Here is a 17497-nt window from a genome sequence, read left to right as displayed (position 1 = left end):
CATACGGAACCGATCCGGCCGATGCCCGCGTCTTCGGTGGCGTGCAGCGTCAAGGCTCTAACGGCGGCAGCGCCGTGATCCGCTTCCGTGCGGCGGGAGGTGTCCTCCTCGTCGTGCATCTCGCGCTTGTCGCCTGGGTGACGCTGCGGCCCCTCGACGTGCCCTGGGTGAGCGCCGCGAACCTGCGGCCGTTCGCCAGCATCCGGGCCGATCTGGCGCTCGGCCCCGAGGCGGCGGCCCTGGCCTTCGGGAAGGGCCTGCTGCTGCTCGCGCCGCTCGGTGTGCTGCTGCCGCTGGCGGGCGGCAGGCTCGCCGCCTCCCCGCTGCTGTCGCTGCTGCGCACGGTCGCCGCCGGCGCCCTGCTCTCGCTGGGCATCGAACTGCTCCAGACCGGGGTGCCGGGGCAGGTCGTGGACGTCGACTCGCTGCTGCTGAACACGCTCGGTGTCGCGCTGGCGCACGCGGCCGTCGTGCCCGCGTGCCGGTCCGCGCTGCGCCGCAGGGTGGAGACCCGGCACCGGGCCGCCCTGCCCCGGGAGGACACGGCTCAGGGTCTGACCCCGACGATTCCCAGGGTCGGTATCGCCCCGTAGAGCGACGCTCGTCCCGGTTCGCGCTCCTATCGTGGAAACCAGTCGAGGCAACCGCTCCGGAAGCCCCGCACCCACCACGACGCCCGTGAAGGAGCCGAACATGAACCGCCTTGCCCGCCCCACCGACGGCCGGATGATCGGCGGAGTGTGCGCAGCGCTGGCTCGGCGCTTCGGCACGTCCGCGACCACGATGCGAGTGCTCTTCCTGGTGTCCTGCCTGCTGCCGGGTCCGCAGTTCCTGCTCTACATAGCCCTGTGGATCCTGTTCCCCTCCGAGGGCAAGGCGGCCCGCACGGCCTGGTGACCGCACGCACACCGAAGGGGCGCACCCGGCAGAGGGTGCGCCCCTTTGGCGCGTGCGGGGTACGGGGGTGCGGCTCAGCCGAGCGGAATCCCGTTCACCGGCAGGCCCTTGGTGGGCAGGCCCTGGAGCGGCAGGCCGCCGAGCAGGCCGGCGACCGGGGCGGTCGGGCCGTCGGCGAGGACCTTCGAGACGGCAGGCTGGGCGGCGGCGAGTCCGCCGCCGAGCGCGTTCTGCCCCTGGGCCAGCGACTCGCCCGCCGGAAGGGTCTTGGTGACCCCGTCCACCGGCAGCGCACCGGACACGGTGCCGAGCGCCGCGGTGGCGTCCGGGACCGCGGGGGCCGCGTCGGCGGCGCCGACGCCCGCGGCGGCGAAGGCGGCGCCGAGAGCGGCGACACCGAGGGTCTTGGCAGCAGACTGCTTCATCTTCGTCCTTGCATGCTGTGACGGGGATTCGAGCGGTCCGAAACGGTAATCACGTGCGAGCACGCCCCGCAAACATCGAAAAGCGGCCGGGTCGCCCTCACCCGGCCGCCTCCCGTCGGTCTCGTTCAGTCCCGCGAGGACGCAGAACCGCTGGTGGAGGCGGTCTGCTGGAACAGCCATTCGGACTTCAGCTCGGCATATCCGGGCTTGATGACGTCATTGATCATCGCCAGTCGTTCATCGAAAGGAATGAATGCTGATTTCATCGCATTGACTGTGAACCACTGCATGTCGTCGAGCGAATAGCCGAACGCGTCGACAAGGTGCTCGAATTCGCGGCTCATGCTGGTGCCGGACATCAGGCGGTTGTCGGTGTTCACGGTGGCCCTGAAGTGCAGCCTGCGCAGCAGGCCGATGGGGTGCCCGGCGTACGAGTCGGCGGCGCCCGTCTGGAGGTTGGAGCTGGGGCACAGCTCCAGCGGGACGCGCTTGTCGCGCACGTAGGCGGCGAGGCGGCCGAGCTTCACGGTGCCGTCCTCGCCCACGTGGATGTCGTCGATGATGCGCACGCCGTGGCCGAGCCGGTCGGCGCCGCACCACTGCAGGGCCTGCCAGATGGACGGCAGCCCGAAGGCCTCGCCCGCGTGGATCGTGAAGTGGTTGTTCTCGCGCTTCAGGTACTCGAAGGCGTCCAGGTGGCGGGTGGGCGGGAACCCGGCCTCGGCGCCCGCGATGTCGAAGCCGACCACTCCGCCGCCCGACAGGTCCCGGTAGCGGTTGGCGAGTTCGGCGATCTCCAGGGCCCGGGCCGCGTGCCGCATGGCGGTCAGCAGCGCGCCGACCCTGATCCGGTGGCCGTTCTCGCGGGCCCGCCGCTCACCCTCCCGGAAGCCCTCGTTGACCGCTTCCACGACCTCTTCGAGGGTCAGCCCGGCCTCGAGGTGCTGTTCGGGCGCGTAGCGCACCTCGGCGTAGACGACCCCGTCCTCGGCGAGGTCCTCCGCGCACTCCGCGGCGACGCGCACCAGCGCCTCGCGGGTCTGCATGACGGCACAGGTGTGCGCGAAGGTCTCCAAGTACCGTTCCAGGGAACCGGAGTCGGCGGCTTCACGGAACCACACGCCGAGCTTGTCGGGATCGGCCTCCGGAAGGCCGGCATAGCCCGCGTCACGGGCGAGGTCGACGATCGTCCCGGGGCGCAGGCCGCCGTCGAGGTGATCGTGAAGCAGAACCTTCGGCGCCCGGCGGATCTGGTCCGAGCTCGGGGTGTTCCTGGTCTGGCTCGTCATTTGCGCACTCTAACGCCTACGCGCGTAGATCTCCTGTTGTACGAATCCGTCGATACGTAACGGTGACCGTGCGGACGGATGGCGTACACCATCGCTTCTGACACTGTTCTGTCATGGCACAGCAAGCGACGCCGGTTCGCAGAGCCCGGCTGGGTCGGACGGTCGGCACGGAACCCGCGGCGGTGAGCGGCGTGGTGCTGCTGCTGCCGGGCGGTGACGAGACCTCCGCGCGCAGGCCCTCACCCCTGCTGGCGGCCGCGTCCGTAAGGGCGTTGGGGCGCCGGCTCACCCGCGCCGGACGGGCCGAGGGACTCGTGGCGCACGTGGTGCACTACCGCTTCCGGGGGTGGAACGGGGACGAGGCGCATCTCGCCCGCGACACGATGTGGGCCGCGGACGAGGTCGTACGCCGGTACGGGGACGTTCCCGTGTGCCTCGCCGGCGTGGACATGGGCGGGCGGGCCGCACTGCGCGCCGGCGGCCACTCCGCCGTCAACTCCGTGCTGGCGCTGGCCCCCTGGCTCCCCGAGGACGACGTCGCGATCGCGGCCGAGCCGGTGAAGCAGCTCGTCGGGCGGCGCGTGATGATCGTGCACGGGACCAACGACGAGCGCACCGACCCGGAGTTGTCGTTCCGGCTGGCCGCCCGGGTCAAGAAGGCCAACCGGGACATCTGCCGGTTCGAGGTCCACTCCGACGGGCACGGGCTCCACCAGCACCGGGACGAGGTGCACGCGCTCGCGGAGGACTTCGTGATGGGCGTGCTGTTCGGGCGGGCGTTCTCGCGGCCCGTGGAGGACGCGCTCGCCGCTCCCCCGCCGCTGGGCCTGCGGATGCCCCTGGCCTCCGGCTTCGGACGCTCGCTCCGCCGCTGAGACGCCGGGTGGGCGGCCCCGCGCCGGCGGGAGCTGCCGCGCCGCCGGTCGCGGCGCGGGCGGGAGCCGGTCGCGGCGCGGGCGGGAGCCGGCCGCGCGGGCGGGCGGGAGGCGGCTGACGGCCTCAGTTCGGCAGCAGCGTGCCCCGCTTCGACAGCAGGAACCTCTTGAAGGCCGCCACCGGTGGCGTGTCGGGATGGCCGTCCAGCCAGGCCACCCCGATCTCACGGGCCGCCCGCGGTGCCGTGACGGTCAGCTCCACCACCCCGGGCCGCGCCACCGCCGGCGGCGGCAGCAGGGCGACCCCGAGCCCCGCCGCCACCAGGCCGCGCAGGGTCTCGGCCTCCTCGCCCTCGAACGCCACACGGGGGCGGAACCCCGCCCTGCCGCACAGGTCGTCGGTGATCCGGCGCAGCCCGTAACCGGGTTCGAGGGTCACGAACGTCTCGTCGGCGGCCTCGGCGAGCCGGATGCGGCGGCGGCCGGCGAGCCGGTGGTCGGCCGGGACGACCAGGCGCAGCTTCTGCTCGTCGAGGCGGCGGGCCACCAGGTCGGGCGCGTCCGGCACGGGCGAGGTGAGGCAGAGGTCCAGTTCGCCGGAGCGCAGGCGCTCGATCATCGCCTCGCCGTAGTTCTGGACGAGGCTGAACCGGACACGCGGGTGGTCGGCGCGGAAGGCGCGGATCAGGCCGGGGACCGTCTCGGAGCCCAGGGTGTGCAGGAATCCGAAGGCCACCTTGCCGGTGGCGGGGTCGGCGTCGGCCCGCACCTCGTCGGCGGCCCGCTCGATCTCGGCGAGGGCGCGCTCCACGGAGGCGAGGAACGTGCGGCCGGCCGGGGTGAGGGAGACCGTGCGGCCGCGCCGCGCGAACAGGTCGATGCCGAGGTCCTGTTCGAGGCGGACCATCGCCCGGGACAGGGTCGACTGGGGCACGTGCATCTCCTGCGCGGCCCGGGTGACGTGTTCGGTGCGGGCGACCCCGGCGAAGTACGCGAGGCGCGGGGCGAGCAGCCTCGACATGTCCCCGCTGTCTTCTGTGTCACTGGACGGTGACAGTCGCTTCTCTGACCTCTGCTCATGCATCACAGGAACGATTATGGGCATTCCATGCATTGGACGGATCAAGGACACGTGCCTAGGTTCGAAGCATGCCTTCCGCCAGTACCGGGGCGCCCGTCACCGCGGGTGCCCCCGCCGCAGCCGTCCCCTCCGAATCCCGTATGGCCCCGGGCGCGCCCGGCTACCGCCGGATGAGCCTCGCCCTCTTCCTCGCGGGGGTCGCCACCTTCGCGCTCCTCTACTCCACGCAGGCGCTGCTGCCGCTGATCTCCCGGGACTTCGGGGTGACCGCCGGCACGGCGAGCTGGACGGTCTCGGCCGCCACGGGCGCGCTGGCGCTGTTCGTGCTGCCGCTGAGCGCGCTGTCGGAGCGGTTCGGACGGCGTACGTTGATGACGGCGTCGCTGGTGATTGCGGTGGGGGTCGGGCTGCTGGTCCCCTTCGCCCCCTCGGTCGGCGCGCTGATCGCGCTGCGTGCCGTGCAGGGGGCCGCGCTCGCCGGGCTGCCCGCCTCGGCCACGGCGTACCTGGCGGAGGAGGTCCGGCCGAAGGCGCTGATCACCGCGATCGGACTGTTCGTGGCGGGCAACAGCGTCGGCGGCATGAGCGGCCGGGTCATCAGCGGCTGGGTCGCGCAGGAGTGGGGCTGGCGGGCGGCCGTCGCGGCGATCGGGCTGCTCGCGGTGGGCTGCGCGGTGGCCTTCCGGCTGCTGCTCCCGGCGCCCCGCCACTTCACGGCCGCCTCGCCGCGGCCGGCCGCGCTGGTCCGCACGGTCCGCGCGCACCTGTCGAACCCGCTGCTGTGCCGGCTGTACGCGATCGGCGCGCTGTTCATGACGGTGTTCGGCGCGGTCTACACGGTGATCGGGTACCGCCTCTCCGAGGCCCCGTTCTCGCTGCCGCAGGGCGTGGTCGGGTCGGTCTTCCTCGTCTACCTGGTGGGCACGGTCTCCGCCTCCACGGCCGGCCGGGTGGTGGCCCGTCTGGGCCGGCGCGGCGCGCTCTACCTGGCGGGCGGGACGGCGGCCTCCGGTCTGCTGCTGTCGCTCTCCGACTCTCTGCCCCTGGTGCTGCTCGGCCTGGTCCTGATCACCGCGGGCTTCTTCACGGGCCACGCCGTCGCGTCCTCGTCGGTCAGCCACACCGCGCAGCAGGGGCGCGCCCAGGCCTCCGCGCTCTACCAGTCGGCCTACTACATGGGCTCCAGCGCGGGCGGCACGCTCGGCGCGGTGGCCTTCCACTCCGGCGGCTGGGCCGGAACGGTGTCGCTGGGCCTGCTGGCGGTGCTCGGTGTCGTGGCCGTCACGGTCCTCGGCTCGCACGCGGCCCGCGCGCGACGGCCGCTGGCCGTTCAGCACTGAGGCGGCGGCGCCGGGCCCCGCACGGCCCCGGGTGATCCAGCCCCGGGACGGGCGGCCCCGGGCGGCCCCGCGCACCCGCCGGGGCGCGGCTCGGGCCGGGGTCCGGCGGGGCGCGGGATCGCGGCCCGGGCCGATCGCGGCTCGGACCGGGCGCGGCTCGGACCGGGCGCGGCTCGGGCCGGGGCCCGGCGGGGCGTGGGATCGCGGTTCGGGCCGGGCGCGGAGGCGGCCCCGGGACCCGGACGACCCGGGCGCCAGGCGCCACGACCACCTGTCTGACCTGCGCCTTTTCCGGCTCCGGGCGCCATTGTCAGTGGGCTGCGGTAGCTTCCGAAGTGCTGGCGCCGCAATGGGGCGGTGCCGACGGTGACGGACAAGGCCACAGGGGTGGGTTGGCTCATGAGCGACGGCACGGCGACGGCGGAAGACCTCGACGTCCGGCTGGAGAGGCACCGGGTCGAGCTGACGGGGTACTGCTACCGGATGCTCGGCTCGTCCTTCGAGGCGGAGGACGCGGTCCAGGACACGCTGGTGCGCGCCTGGCGCAGCTACGACAAGTTCGAGGGCCGCTCCTCGCTGCGCTCGTGGCTCTACCGGATCGCGACGAACGTCTGCCTGGACATGCTCACGGCGGGCAACAAGCGGGCCCGTCCCGTGGACCTGACGGACTCGACACCGCTCGCGCGGGCCGCGCTGACGCCGCGCCCGGACAACACCTGGCTGGAGCCGATGCCGGACGCGCGCGTGCTGCCCACCGTCGACGACCCGGCCGAGGCCGCGGTGGCCAAGGAGTCGGTCCGCCTCGCCTTCATGGCCGCCCTGCAGCAACTGCCGCCCAAGCAGCGGGCCGTGCTGATCCTGCGCGAGGTCCTCGCGTGGAGGGCGAGCGAGGTGGCCGAGCTGCTCGGCACCACGGTCGCCTCGGTGAACAGCGCGCTCCAGCGGGCCCGTGCGACGCTCGCCGACAGCGACGGCGCCGCGGCCCGCGCGGCCACCTCCGACCCTCTGGACGAGGACCAGCAGAAGCTCCTGGAGCGCTATGTGGCCGCGTTCGAGGGGTACGACATGACGGCGCTGACGGCCCTGCTGCACGAGGACGCCGTGATGACCATGCCGCCGTTCGACCTGTGGCTGACCGGCCCCGAGGACATCACGGGCTTCATGGCGACGCTCGGCGCCGCCTGCGCGCACTCCCGTCTGGTCCCGGTCGCGGTGAACGGCCTGCCGGGCTTCGCCCAGTACAAGCCGGAGCCGGAGACGGGCGGCCACACGGCGTGGGCGGTGCAGGTGCTGGAGATCTCAGAAGGGCGGATCACGGGATTCCACTGCTTCCTCGACACGAAGCGGTGGTTCCCGCTGTTCGGGCTGCCCCTCGAGCTCGAAGCGGAGGCCGACCAGGGCAAGTAGCGCGCGCAGGGCGGGGTCGGGGCCGCGCAGCCTGATGTGCCCGCCGGCCCGGCGGGCGGTCAGCTCCAGTCTCGCCAGCGCGTCGACAGTGGTCAGCCCCGGTGGCCCCAGCCCGGCCACGTCGCAGATCACGACACCGGCCCCGGTGCTTCGGAGGCGTGCGCGCACGGCTTCGCACAGCCTCGGTATCTCGTCGCGGGCGACGGGTCCGGGCAGTACGAGTACGGCAGGTGTCATGGCGTCCACGTGCGGTAGACCGGGCGGCGGCGCGGAACTCATCGCCGGCCCGCGGCGGGCCGCGACGCCTCGTCGCGAAAGGTCACATTGACCTGGGCATGCCCCACCCCGGAGGGTTGCGTGTATGCCCCATGAATCACCGCCCGCCGCGCGCCTCCCCGGCCCCGGCCGCCCCTCCGTCGGACCGGTCCGGAAGCCCGAGGGGGTGCCGTGGAGGGGGTGCTGAGCGGCTTCGCGGTCATCGCGGTCGTCATCGGCGTCGGCTTCCTGATCGGACGCCGCGGCCACCTGGGGGAGAACGGCCGGGAGGTGCTGACCCGGCTCGCGTTCCACGTGGCGACGCCCGCGCTCCTGTTCACCACGCTCGCGCAGGCCGACCTGTCGGTGATCCTCTCCGGTCGGCTGCTGGTCACGGCGGCCAGTACGTTCGCGGTGACCGGGGTCTTCGTCGCGATCGGGGCGGTCCGCCGGTGGGGAGTGGGCCGCACGACGATCGGCGCCCTGTGCTCCGGTTACGTCAACGCGGGCAACCTCGGCATCCCGATCGCCGTGTACGTCCTGGGCGACGCCTCGCTCGTCGCTCCCGTACTGCTCTTCCAGCAGCTCGTGATGACGCCCGTGGCGCTGACCGTCCTCGACCTGTCCCGGCCGGGCGAGCGGGCTCCGCTGTGGCAGCGGGTGACGGCCCCCGTCCGCAACCCGATCGGCGTCGGCTCGCTGTGCGGGGTGGCCGTCTCGGCGAGCGGCCTGACGGTGCCGGGCCCGGTCCTCGACCCGCTGACGCTGATCGGGAACATGTCGGTGCCGGCCGTCCTGCTGGCCTTCGGCATCTCGCTGTGCGGCAGCACCCTGCCGGGCCGCGGCCCGGAGCGGGCGCCCGTCCTGCTCTCCGTGGCCCTGAAGTCGGTGGGCCAGCCGCTGGCGGCCTGGGCCCTGGCGTCCGGCGTCCTCGGACTGCGCGGCGCGCCGCTGCTCGACGTCGTGGTCACCGCGGCGCTGCCGGCCGCGCAGAACCTGTTCACGTACGCCTCCCGCTACCGGGTCGGCGAGGTCCTGGCCCGTGAGTCGATCCTGCTCTCGACGATGCTCGCGGTCCCCGTGCTCGTGGTGGTCGCGGCGACCCTCGGGTGACACGGGCGGGCGCCCCGCGCACGACACGCGGCGACCCTCGGCTGCACCGGCGGGCGCCCGCCGGTGCACACACGCGCGAGGGGGGACCGGCGGCCTCCGCCGGTCCCCCCTCGTCCCGTGATCGGGTCAGGCCACCGGATCAGGCGATCCGGTCCAGCACGATCGGGTTCACCGGGTACCGCGTGCCCGGCTCCGAGACGTCGTACGAGCCCTCGACGGCCTCCAGGGCGCCCGCGAAGCGCTCCGGGGTGTCCGTGTGGAGCGTCAGCAGCGGCTGGCCCGCGGTCACCCGGTCGCCGGGCTTGGCGTGGAGCTCGACGCCCGCCGCGGCCTGCACCGGGTCCTCCTTGCGGGCGCGCCCGGCGCCCAGGCGCCAGGCCGCGATGCCGATGTCGTACGCGTCGAGGCGGGTCAGGACGCCCGTCGACGGGGCCGTGACGACGTGCTGCTCGCGCGAGGTGGGCAGCGGCGCGTCCGGGTCGCCGCCCTGCGCGGCGATCATGCGGCGCCAGGCGTCCATCGCGGAGCCGTCCGCGAGGGCCTTCTCGGGGTCGGCGTCCTTCACGCCCGCGGCGTCGAGCATCTCGCGGGCGAGGGCGAGGGTGAGCTGGACGACGTCGGAGGGGCCGCCACCGGCGAGCACCTCGACGGATTCGCGGACTTCGAGGGCGTTGCCCGCGGTCAGGCCCAGCGGGGTGGACATGTCGGTCAGCAGGGCGACCGTGCGCACGCCGTGGTCCGTGCCGAGGCCGACCATCGTCGAGGCGAGCTCGCGGGCGTCCTCGATCGTCTTCATGAAGGCGCCCGTGCCGACCTTGACGTCCAGGACGAGCGACCCGGTGCCCTCCGCGATCTTCTTCGACATGATCGACGAGGCGATCAGGGGGATCGCCTCGACGGTGCCGGTGACGTCGCGGAGCGCGTACAGCTTCTTGTCGGCCGGGGCCAGTCCGTCGCCGGCCGCGCAGATGACCGCGCCGACCTCGTCCAGGACGGAGAGCATCTCCTCGTTCGAGAGGAGGGCGCGCCAGCCCGGGATCGACTCCAGCTTGTCCAGGGTGCCGCCGGTGTGGCCGAGGCCGCGTCCGGAGAGCTGCGGTACGGCGGCGCCGCACGCGGCCACCAGGGGCGCCAGCGGAAGGGTGATCTTGTCGCCGACGCCGCCGGTCGAGTGCTTGTCGGCGGTCGGGCGGGAGAGCGAGGAGAAGTCCATGCGCTCGCCGGAGGCGATCATCGCGGCCGTCCAGCGGGCGATCTCGCGGCGGTTCATGCCGTTGAGCAGGATCGCCATGTTGAGGGCGGCCATCTGGTAGTCGGCGACCTCGCCGCGGGTGTACGCGTCGATGACCCAGTCGATCTGGTCGTCGCTGAACTCGCCGCGGTCCCGCTTGGTGCGGATGACGGAGATGGCGTCCATGGCCATGGATTTCCTTCCGAAAGTGCGGCGGCCCCCGCTTCCCGGCGTGCCGGGACGCGGGGGCCGCACGACGATTACTTGGCGAGATGCTCGGGCCCGAAGGCCTGGGGCAGCATCTCCGAGAGCGGCAGGACTCCGGCCGGCGTCTCCAGGAGCAGGTCGGGGCCGCCGAACTCGTACAGCAGCTGCCGGCAGCGCCCGCACGGCACGAGGACCTCGCCGCGGCCGTCGACACAGGTGAAGTACGTCAGCCGTCCGCCCCCGGTGCTCTGCAGCTGGGAGACCAGGCCGCACTCGGCGCAGAGGCCGAGTCCGTACGAGGCGTTCTCCACGTTGCACCCGGAGACCACCCGGCCGTCGTCGACGAGCGCCGCCGCGCCGACCGGGAAGCCCGAGTACGGGGCGTACGCACGGGACATGGCCTCGCGGGCCACCTCCCGCAGCGCGTCCCAGTCGACCGCCCGGGCGGAGGTCACTTGCCCTGCCCGCGCCGGTACGGCATGCCGTCCGCCTTGGGCATGCGCAGACGCTGCGCGGAGAGCGACAGGACGAGCAGCGTGATGACGTACGGGGTGGCGGAGACGACCTGGTTCGGGACCTCGTTGGTGAAGGCGTACCAGGCGAACACCAGCACGCCGACGACCAGGGTGATGCCGGCCGACACGTACTTCTTCTTGATCACCAGCCAGATCGCGCCGATCACCAGGAGGATCGCCCCGAGCAGCAGCAGCGCGTGGACGTTCTCGGAGCCGCCGCGCAGGTTGAGGCTGTCGGTGTAGCCGAACAGGCCCGCGCCGAGGGCGAGTCCGCCCGGCATCCAGTTGCCGAAGATCATCGCGGCGAGACCGATGTAACCGCGGCCGCTGGTCTGGCCCTCCAGGTAGAAGGGGTTGGCGACGATCGACAGGAAGGCGCCGCCGAGGCCGGCCAGACCGCCGGAGATGATCACGGCCAGGTACTTGTACTTGTAGACGTTGACGCCCAGCGACTCGGCCGCGACGGGGTTCTCGCCGCAGGACCGCAGGCGCAGGCCGAAGGGCGTGCGCCACAGGATCCACCAGGTGGCGGGGATCAGCGCGATGGCGATCAGGGTCAGCCAGGAGACGTTGGTGACCAGGCCGCCGAGCAGGCCCGCGATGTCCGAGACGAAGAACCAGCCCTTGGCGTTGAGCGTGCTGAGCCAGTCGGAGAGTCCGGGCACGGTGAAGTGGCCGAGGGACTCGACGGGCGGGGACTGCTTGGCCGTACCGCCCGGGACGCCCTCGAAGGCGAGGGGGGCCAGGTAGCGGGTGGCGCCCAGGGCCAGGATGTTGATCGCCACACCGGAGACGATGTGGTTGACGTTGAAGGTGACCGTGACGACGGCGTGCACCAGACCGCCGATGGCGCCGCCGACGATGCCGATCAGGACACCGTTCCACGGGCCCCACTGGTAGCCGGCCCAGGCCCCGAACCAGGTGCCCAGGATCATCATGCCTTCGAGGCCGATGTTGACGACGCCCGCGCGCTCGGCCCACAGGCCGCCGAGGCCGGCGAGACCGATCGGCACGGCGAGCTGGAGCGCGGTCGACATCTGGCTGACGTTGGTGATGCCGTCGGCGCCCGTGATGATCCGGACGATCGAGGTCAGCGCGAGCCCGCCCGCGATGATCAGCAGGAGGACGGGGAGCGTCAGCCTGCGGCCGCGGGGCGCCGCGGGCTCCAGCGTGGGCTGGTTGACGTCGGTTGCGGTGGTCATCGGCCCGCCACCTCCTTCGTGGTGTTGTTGTCAGAGGTGGCGCCCAGGACGTTGCCCGCGGCGAGCTCCGCGCCCACGCGGCGCTGCTGGCGGCGCAGGCCCCACTCGCGCACGGCCTCGTACGAGACGACGACCGCGATCACGATCAGGCCCTGCATGATGACCGCGATCTCTTTGTCGTAGCCGTGGAAGTCGAGCTCGGGCGAGGCCTTGTCGAGCCAGGCCCACAGCAGGGCCGCGAAGGCGATGCCGGTCGGGCTGTTGCGCCCGAGCAGCGCGATGCCGATGCCGAGGAAGCCGATGCCGGTGGGGAAGTTCAGGCTGTACGTGTGCGTGTCGCCGAGCAGGATCGGCAGGCCCGCGAGGCCCGCCATGCCGCCGGAGACGAGCATGGCGGTGAGCACCATGCGCTTGGGGTTCACCCCGCTGGCCGCGGCGGCGCTCTCCGAGGCGCCCGAGGCGCGCAGGTCGAAGCCGAAGCGGGTGCGGTTGAGGACGACCCAGTAGCCGATGCCGAGGAGCACGGCGAGGATCACGAGGCCGTAGATCTCACCGGCGTCGCCCACGTCGATGCCGGGCACCCAGCCGGACTTGTGCATCTCGCCGGTGGTGTTGTTGTTGCCGACCTTGACGCCGAAGACGCTGGGCAGCCACAGGTAGGCGATGACCGAGGTCGCGATGGCGTTGAGCATGATCGTCGCGACGACCTCGCTGACGCCCCGGGTGACCTTGAGGACACCCGCGATGCCCGCCCAGAAGGCGCCGGTGAGGACCGCGGTCAGGATGAGCAGGGGGACCTGGAGCACGGCCGGCAGGGCGGCGTGCGCGCCCACGATCGCGGCCATCATCGCGGCGAGCTGGTACTGCCCGTCCACACCGATGTTGAACAGGTTCATCCGGAAGCCGACGGCCACCGCGAGCGCCGCGATGTAGTACAGCGAGGCCTGGTTGATGATCAGGACCTGGATGTCCGAGAACGTGGCCTGCTCGAACATGAGCGTGTACGGCTCGAACGGGTTCTTGCCCGAGGCGAGCAGCACGACCGAGGTCAGCGCCACGGCCACGACGAGCGCGATGACCGGCCCGGCCACCGCGAGGAGCAGACGCTCCTTGTCGAACTTCTTCATCAGCGGGCCTCGTCTTCCGGGGCGTCTGCCGGGGTCTGTGCCGGGCTCTCTGCCTGCTCTGCGAGCTCGACCTGCTCGGCGAGCTCTTCGTTCTCGAGGTGTCCCGAGGCGGCGCCGGTCATGGCCGAGCCGAGTTCCTCCGGAGTGATGGTCGCGGGGTCCGCGTCCGCGACCAGCTTGCCGTTGTAGATCACCCGGAGCGTGTCGGACAGGCCGATCAGCTCGTCCAGGTCGGCGGAGATCAGCAGGACGGCCAGGCCCTCGCGCCGGGCCGCGCGGATGAGGTCCCAGATCGCGGCCTGCGCGCCGACGTCCACACCGCGGGTGGGGTGGGCGGCGATCAGGAACCGCGGCTTGTGGCTCATCTCGCGGCCGACGATCAGCTTCTGCTGGTTGCCGCCGGACAGCGAGGCTGCGGTGACGTCGATGCTCGGCGTACGGACGTCGTACGCCTCGACGATCCGGCGCGTGTCCTCCTGCGCGCCCTTGATGTCGAGCCAGATGCCCTTCGCGTTGGGGCGCTCGGTGACGTGGCCGAGGATGCGGTTCTCCCAGAGCGGGGACTCCAGGAGCAGGCCGTGCCGGTGGCGGTCCTCGGGGATGTAGCCGATGCCCTGCTCGCGGCGCTTGCGGGTCGACCAGGAGGTGATGTCGTCGCCGGTGAAGCGGATGACGCCGGCGTCGGCGTTCTTGAGGCCGATCAGCGCGTCGATCAGCTCGGTCTGGCCGTTGCCCTCGACGCCGGCGATGCCCATGACCTCGCCGGCGTGGATGGTGAAGGAGACGTGGTCGAGGACGAGGCGCACCGCGCCGCGCTCGACCTGGTCCATGAGCAGGCTCGCCGAGCCCTTGCCCGTCGAGACCGAGTCCGCGGAGAGGACCGTCAGGTCCTCCACCTCGATCACGGGCTTGTCGGTGACCGTCGACTCGGAGGTCTCCGGCGTGGGCAGCTCGCTGCCGACCATCAGCTCGGCGAGCTGGCGCGGGGTGGTCTCGGACGGAACGGCCGTGCCGACCGTCGTGCCGCGGCGGATGACCGTGATGTCGTCCGCGACGGAGAGGACCTCGCCCAGCTTGTGCGAGATGAAGATGACCGACAGGCCCTCGGCCTTGAGCTCGCGCAGGTTGTCGAAGAGTGCGTCGACCTCCTGCGGGACGAGGACCGCGGTGGGCTCGTCGAGGATCAGGATGCGGGCGCCGCGGTAGAGGACCTTGAGGATCTCCACGCGCTGCCGGTCGGCGACACCGAGCTCCTCGACCAGGACGTCGGGGCGGACGCCGAGGCCGTAGCGCTTGGAGAGGTCCAGGATCGTGCGGCGCGCCTTGGACCCGATGCCGTGGAGCTTCTCGCTGCCCAGGACGACGTTCTCCAGGACGGTGAGGTTGTCGGCCAGCATGAAGTGCTGGTGGACCATGCCGATGCCGCGCACGATCGCGTCGGCGGGCGACGAGAAGGTGACCTGCTCGCCGTTGACCGCGATGGTGCCCTCGTCCGGCTTCTGCATGCCGTAGAGGATCTTCATCAGTGTCGACTTGCCGGCACCGTTCTCGCCGACGAGGGCGTGCACGGTGCCCTTGCGTACGCTGAGATGGATGTCGTGGTTGGCCACGACGCCCGGGAATCGCTTGGTGATCCCGGCGAGTTCGACTGCGGTCACCTGACCGTCGACCGCGTCGGCCGGAGGGCTGCTGGACGCGTTGATGGCGCACTCTCCTGAGGAAAGGGGGTCGTCTACGCGCGTAGCGCCCCTACGGCAACATAAGGGGCTACGGGTCGCGAGAACGGGGCGCAGGGAGCCGGGCTCCCTGCACCCCGTTGAGCGGACGTAACCCCGCGGTTACTGGCTGCTCTTGAGGTACTGCTCGTCAGCTGGCCTCGACCTTGATCTCGCCGCTGATGATCTTCTTCTTGGCGGCCTCGACGGCCTCCTGGATCGCGGTGTTGCTCTTGAACTCGGGGTTGGAATCGGCGAGGCCGACCTCGCCGGACTTCAGATCGCCCCTGACGATACCGCTCTCGGGCTGTCCGTCCTCGACCGACTTCGCGAGGTTGTAGACCGCCTTGGCGACATCCTTGGTCGCCGAGGTCAGGATGGAGCCCTTGTACTTGCCGAGCGCTTCCTGGAGGTACTGGTCGGAGTCGACACCGATCGCCCACACCTTGTTGGCGGCCGCGGCCTCGATGACGCCCTGGCCGGAGAGGCCGGCCGCCGCGTAGACGACGTCGGCCTTCTTCTCGATCTGGCCCTCGGCGGCCGTCTTGCCCTTGTCGGGGCTGGAGAAGCCGCCCTCCTCGGCGGTCTGCGTCAGGTACTGGGACAGCACCTTGACACCGGGCTTGGTGTCCTTGGCGCCCTGCGCGAAACCGGCCTCGAACTTGTGGATGAGCGGGATGTCCACACCGCCCACGAAGCCGACCGTGCCGGTCTTGGTCGCCTTGGCGGCCGCGACACCGGCGAGGTAGGAGGCCTCCTGCTCGGAGAAGACCAGGTCCGCGACGTTCTTCGCCTCGATCGTGGAGTCGTCCACGATGCCGAAGGTGGTGTCGGGGTACTTCTCCGCGGCGGCCTTCACCGCGGGCGCGTAGGCGTAGCCCACGCCGACGACCGGGTTGTAGCCCTGCTTGGCCAGGGAGGCCAGGCGCTGCTCCTTGTCGGCGTCCGTCTCACCGTCGGTCGGCTCGATGTCGGCCGTCTCGTAGCCGAACTCCTTCTTCGCCTTCTCCAGACCCGCGAACGCGGCGTCGTTGAAGGACTGGTCGCCCTTGCCGCCGACGTCGTAGGCGATGGCGAGGCCCTTGTCGCCCTTCGACTCCGACGAACCGGAGTCGGAGGAGGTCGACGTCCCGCCGCAGGCGGAGAGAACGAGGGCGAGAGAGGCGGTCGCTGCGCCTGCGAGCGCGATGCGGGGAACCCGGCGCATGAGATGTGCTCCTGTCGTACAAGCGCCGGGCAGAACAGCATCGGCGCTGGCTTCGCCGCAGATTAACGCGCGTAGACCTCCTGAAGAAACCCTTCTGTCCACCTTGTTATCCGCCTGTGCCCGACGCCCCCTTCGACCGGGTGCGGAAGTTGCCGACCGCAAACGCCCCCCGACGGCGGGTGACCTGGAACGGGAGGCCCGGCGCCCGTTCCGGGGAGCACGAAGAGCGGGCGGGCGTCCGTGGACGCCCGCCCGCTCTTCGTGGTGCCGACCGCTCTCGCCCTTTCAGGGCGGTGCCGGGCCTCGGCGGCCCGTCACCCGACTACTCGGTCTTGACCTTGATGCTGCCGTCGATGATGCCTTCCTTCGCCTTGGCGACCGCGTCGCTGAGGCCCGGGATCTCCGCCATCTTCGGGTTGCTGTCCGCCAGGCCGACGCCGTCCACCTTCAGGTCGAAGGTCTGCACGCCGGACAGCGGCTTGCCGTCCTCGACCGACTCGGCGAGCGAGAACACCGCACCGCCGACGTCCTTGAGCGCCGAGGTCAGGATGTAGCCCTTGTAGGCCGACAGCGCTTCCTGGTTGTACTGGTCGGAGTCGACACCGATCGCCCAGGCCTTCTTCTTGGCCGCGGCCTCGATGACGCCCTGGCCGGAGAGGCCGGCCGCCTGGTAGATGACGTCCGCGTTCTTCTCGAGCTGGCCCTCGGCGGCCGCCTTGCCCTTGTCGGGGCTGGAGAAGCCGCCCTCCTCGGCGGTCTGCGTCAGGTACTGCGAGAGCACCTTGACGTCGGGCTTGGTGTCCTTGACACCCTGCTCGAAGCCCGCCTCGAACTTGTGGATGAGCGGGATGTCCACACCGCCCACGAAGCCGACCGTGTCGGTCTTGGTCGCCTTGGCGGCCGCGACACCGGCGAGGTACGAGGCCTCCTGCTCGGCGAAGACCAGGGACGCCACGTTGTCGCCCTCGACCACGGAGTCGACGATGCCGAAGGTGGTCTTCGGGTACTTCTTCGAGGCGGCCTCCAGCGCCGGGCCGTAGGCGAAGCCGACGCCGATCACCGGGTTGTAGCCCTGCTTGGCCAGGGAGGCCAGGCGCTGCTCCTTGTCGGCGTCCGTCTCGCCGTCGGTCGGCTCGATGTCGGCCGTCTGGTAGCCGAACTCCTTCTTCGCCTTCTCCAGGCCCGCGTACGCGGCGTCGTTGAAGGACTGGTCGCCCTTGCCGCCGACGTCGTAGGCGATGGCGAGACCCTTGCCGCCCTTGCTCTCGCTGGCGGTGTCGCTGCTGTCGTCGCTGCTGGTACCGCCACAGGCCGTGGCCGCGAGCGCGAGCGACGCGACCCCCACCGCGACGCGGGTCAGGCTGGATATCCGACGCATCTGAAGTTCCCCATTCTCCAAGCCCCGCAGTGGGTGCTGATTCCGGCGCACATTAACGCGCGTAGACCGTTCAGGGAACGGGGTTCCGCCTGGCCGTTATCCATTCGTGCCGATGGCCGGTTACGTCCTGGTGAACCATGGGCCCGAAAGGTGCACTTGCGGATGGAGCACCCGACAGTGGGCGCCACGTTCCGTAGTCGGGGCGTACTCCTGAGTGATCGGTCGTGCGTGTG

The 17497-nt window shown here is 71.6% G+C and carries 17 protein-coding genes; 6 read left to right on the top strand and 11 right to left on the bottom strand.

The window, feature by feature from the left end; translation table 11 throughout:
• Positions 1-41: 41 nt before the first annotated feature.
• Positions 42-593 (top strand): VanZ family protein, encoded by a 552-nt coding sequence (locus IE265_RS00935; RefSeq protein WP_190033314.1) that lies wholly within the window; start codon positions 42-44, stop codon positions 591-593.
• Between the two features lie 100 nt (positions 594-693).
• Complete coding sequence (locus tag IE265_RS00930) at positions 694-897, top strand: PspC domain-containing protein (RefSeq protein WP_190033313.1); 204 nt, start codon at positions 694-696, stop codon at positions 895-897.
• Between the two features lie 74 nt (positions 898-971).
• Here the strand turns inward: IE265_RS00930 and IE265_RS00925 are convergent, their stop codons facing one another.
• Both IE265_RS00925 and IE265_RS00920 read right to left on the bottom strand, forming a co-directional pair.
• A complete protein-coding gene (locus IE265_RS00925) occupies positions 972-1322 on the bottom strand; it encodes an ATP-binding protein (RefSeq protein WP_190033312.1) in 351 nt (116 codons plus the stop codon).
• A gap of 125 nt (positions 1323-1447) precedes the next feature.
• Complete coding sequence (locus IE265_RS00920; protein WP_190033311.1) at positions 1448-2611, bottom strand: adenosine deaminase; 1164 nt, start codon at positions 2609-2611, stop codon at positions 1448-1450.
• A gap of 113 nt (positions 2612-2724) precedes the next feature.
• Between IE265_RS00920 and IE265_RS00915 the strand changes: the two genes are divergently transcribed.
• A complete protein-coding gene (locus IE265_RS00915) occupies positions 2725-3486 on the top strand; it encodes a prolyl oligopeptidase family serine peptidase (RefSeq protein ID WP_190033310.1) in 762 nt (253 codons plus the stop codon).
• Between the two features lie 124 nt (positions 3487-3610).
• Here IE265_RS00915 and IE265_RS00910 read toward each other — a convergent pair whose 3' ends face one another.
• Positions 3611-4570, bottom strand: a complete 960-nt coding sequence (locus IE265_RS00910; RefSeq protein WP_373302874.1) for a LysR family transcriptional regulator — start codon at positions 4568-4570, stop codon at positions 3611-3613.
• A 65-nt stretch (positions 4571-4635) separates the two neighbouring features.
• Between IE265_RS00910 and IE265_RS00905 the strand changes: the two genes are divergently transcribed.
• Positions 4636-5907: an MFS transporter gene (locus IE265_RS00905; RefSeq protein WP_190033308.1), complete on the top strand. Its 1272-nt coding sequence runs from the start codon at positions 4636-4638 to the stop codon at positions 5905-5907.
• Between the two features lie 399 nt (positions 5908-6306).
• The gene (locus IE265_RS00900; RefSeq protein WP_190033307.1) at positions 6307-7314 is read left to right on the top strand and encodes a sigma-70 family RNA polymerase sigma factor; all 1008 of its coding nucleotides are present in this window, start codon (positions 6307-6309) and stop codon (positions 7312-7314) included.
• Here the strand turns inward: IE265_RS00900 and IE265_RS00895 are convergent.
• Positions 7207-7593 carry an STAS domain-containing protein gene (locus tag IE265_RS00895; protein ID WP_190033306.1) on the bottom strand — a complete coding sequence of 129 codons (387 nt, stop codon included), beginning with the start codon at positions 7591-7593 and terminating at the stop codon, positions 7207-7209. The genes IE265_RS00900 and IE265_RS00895 overlap by 108 nt on opposite strands.
• Before the next feature lie 168 nt (positions 7594-7761).
• Between IE265_RS00895 and IE265_RS00890 the strand changes: the two genes are divergently transcribed.
• Positions 7762-8682 carry an AEC family transporter gene (locus IE265_RS00890; RefSeq protein WP_190033305.1) on the top strand — a complete coding sequence of 307 codons (921 nt, stop codon included), beginning with the start codon at positions 7762-7764 and terminating at the stop codon, positions 8680-8682.
• Positions 8683-8821: 139 nt separating this feature from the next.
• On the opposite strand, the gene IE265_RS00885 is transcribed toward IE265_RS00890, so the two are convergent.
• The 7 genes from IE265_RS00885 to IE265_RS00855 all read right to left on the bottom strand — a co-directional run bounded on the left by IE265_RS00885 (position 8822) and on the right by IE265_RS00855 (position 17264).
• Positions 8822-10105, bottom strand: coding sequence for a thymidine phosphorylase (locus IE265_RS00885; RefSeq protein ID WP_190033304.1), 1284 nt, complete (start codon positions 10103-10105; stop codon positions 8822-8824).
• A gap of 68 nt (positions 10106-10173) precedes the next feature.
• The gene (locus tag IE265_RS00880) at positions 10174-10575 is read right to left on the bottom strand and encodes a cytidine deaminase (RefSeq protein WP_190033303.1); all 402 of its coding nucleotides are present in this window, start codon (positions 10573-10575) and stop codon (positions 10174-10176) included.
• Positions 10572-11837 (bottom strand): ABC transporter permease, encoded by a 1266-nt coding sequence (locus IE265_RS00875; protein ID WP_190033302.1) that lies wholly within the window; start codon positions 11835-11837, stop codon positions 10572-10574. Before IE265_RS00875 ends, IE265_RS00880 begins: the two co-directional genes overlap by 4 nt.
• The gene (locus IE265_RS00870) at positions 11834-12964 is read right to left on the bottom strand and encodes an ABC transporter permease (protein WP_190033301.1); all 1131 of its coding nucleotides are present in this window, start codon (positions 12962-12964) and stop codon (positions 11834-11836) included. The genes IE265_RS00875 and IE265_RS00870 overlap by 4 nt, the downstream gene beginning before the upstream one ends.
• On the bottom strand, positions 12964-14622 hold the full coding sequence (locus IE265_RS00865) for an ABC transporter ATP-binding protein (RefSeq protein ID WP_190033300.1): 1659 nt from the start codon (positions 14620-14622) through the stop codon (positions 12964-12966). The genes IE265_RS00870 and IE265_RS00865 overlap by 1 nt, the downstream gene beginning before the upstream one ends.
• A gap of 208 nt (positions 14623-14830) precedes the next feature.
• Positions 14831-15886, bottom strand: coding sequence for a BMP family lipoprotein (locus IE265_RS00860; protein WP_190033299.1), 1056 nt, complete (start codon positions 15884-15886; stop codon positions 14831-14833).
• 322 nt (positions 15887-16208) lie between these two features.
• Positions 16209-17264 carry a BMP family lipoprotein gene (locus IE265_RS00855; protein ID WP_190033298.1) on the bottom strand — a complete coding sequence of 352 codons (1056 nt, stop codon included), beginning with the start codon at positions 17262-17264 and terminating at the stop codon, positions 16209-16211.
• Positions 17265-17497 lie beyond the last annotated feature (233 nt).

Origin of the sequence: Streptomyces fructofermentans, from assembly GCF_014651055.1 — a bacterium.
In the GTDB taxonomy this organism is placed as follows: domain Bacteria; phylum Actinomycetota; class Actinomycetes; order Streptomycetales; family Streptomycetaceae; genus Streptomyces; species Streptomyces fructofermentans.
The sequence above is the reverse complement of the archived record's forward strand: the minus strand, read 5'-3'. Positions and strand labels throughout refer to the sequence as shown.

What these genes read in the sequence shown, in the direction of transcription:
- IE265_RS00930 (WP_190033313.1), top strand. Translation starts at nt 694, where the DNA reads ATGAACCGCCTTGCCCGCCCCACCGACGGCCGGATGATCGGCGGAGTG.
- IE265_RS00925 (WP_190033312.1), bottom strand. Translation starts at nt 1,322, where the DNA reads ATGAAGCAGTCTGCTGCCAAGACCCTCGGTGTCGCCGCTCTCGGCGCC.
- IE265_RS00920 (WP_190033311.1), bottom strand. Translation starts at nt 2,611, where the DNA reads ATGACGAGCCAGACCAGGAACACCCCGAGCTCGGACCAGATCCGCCGG.
- IE265_RS00915 (WP_190033310.1), top strand. Translation starts at nt 2,725, where the DNA reads ATGGCACAGCAAGCGACGCCGGTTCGCAGAGCCCGGCTGGGTCGGACG.
- IE265_RS00910 (WP_373302874.1), bottom strand. Translation starts at nt 4,570, where the DNA reads ATGCATGAGCAGAGGTCAGAGAAGCGACTGTCACCGTCCAGTGACACA.
- IE265_RS00905 (WP_190033308.1), top strand. Translation starts at nt 4,636, where the DNA reads ATGCCTTCCGCCAGTACCGGGGCGCCCGTCACCGCGGGTGCCCCCGCC.
- IE265_RS00900 (WP_190033307.1), top strand. Translation starts at nt 6,307, where the DNA reads ATGAGCGACGGCACGGCGACGGCGGAAGACCTCGACGTCCGGCTGGAG.
- IE265_RS00895 (WP_190033306.1), bottom strand. Translation starts at nt 7,593, where the DNA reads ATGAGTTCCGCGCCGCCGCCCGGTCTACCGCACGTGGACGCCATGACA.
- IE265_RS00885 (WP_190033304.1), bottom strand. Translation starts at nt 10,105, where the DNA reads ATGGCCATGGACGCCATCTCCGTCATCCGCACCAAGCGGGACCGCGGC.
- IE265_RS00875 (WP_190033302.1), bottom strand. Translation starts at nt 11,837, where the DNA reads ATGACCACCGCAACCGACGTCAACCAGCCCACGCTGGAGCCCGCGGCG.
- IE265_RS00870 (WP_190033301.1), bottom strand. Translation starts at nt 12,964, where the DNA reads ATGAAGAAGTTCGACAAGGAGCGTCTGCTCCTCGCGGTGGCCGGGCCG.
- IE265_RS00860 (WP_190033299.1), bottom strand. Translation starts at nt 15,886, where the DNA reads ATGCGCCGGGTTCCCCGCATCGCGCTCGCAGGCGCAGCGACCGCCTCT.
- IE265_RS00855 (WP_190033298.1), bottom strand. Translation starts at nt 17,264, where the DNA reads ATGCGTCGGATATCCAGCCTGACCCGCGTCGCGGTGGGGGTCGCGTCG.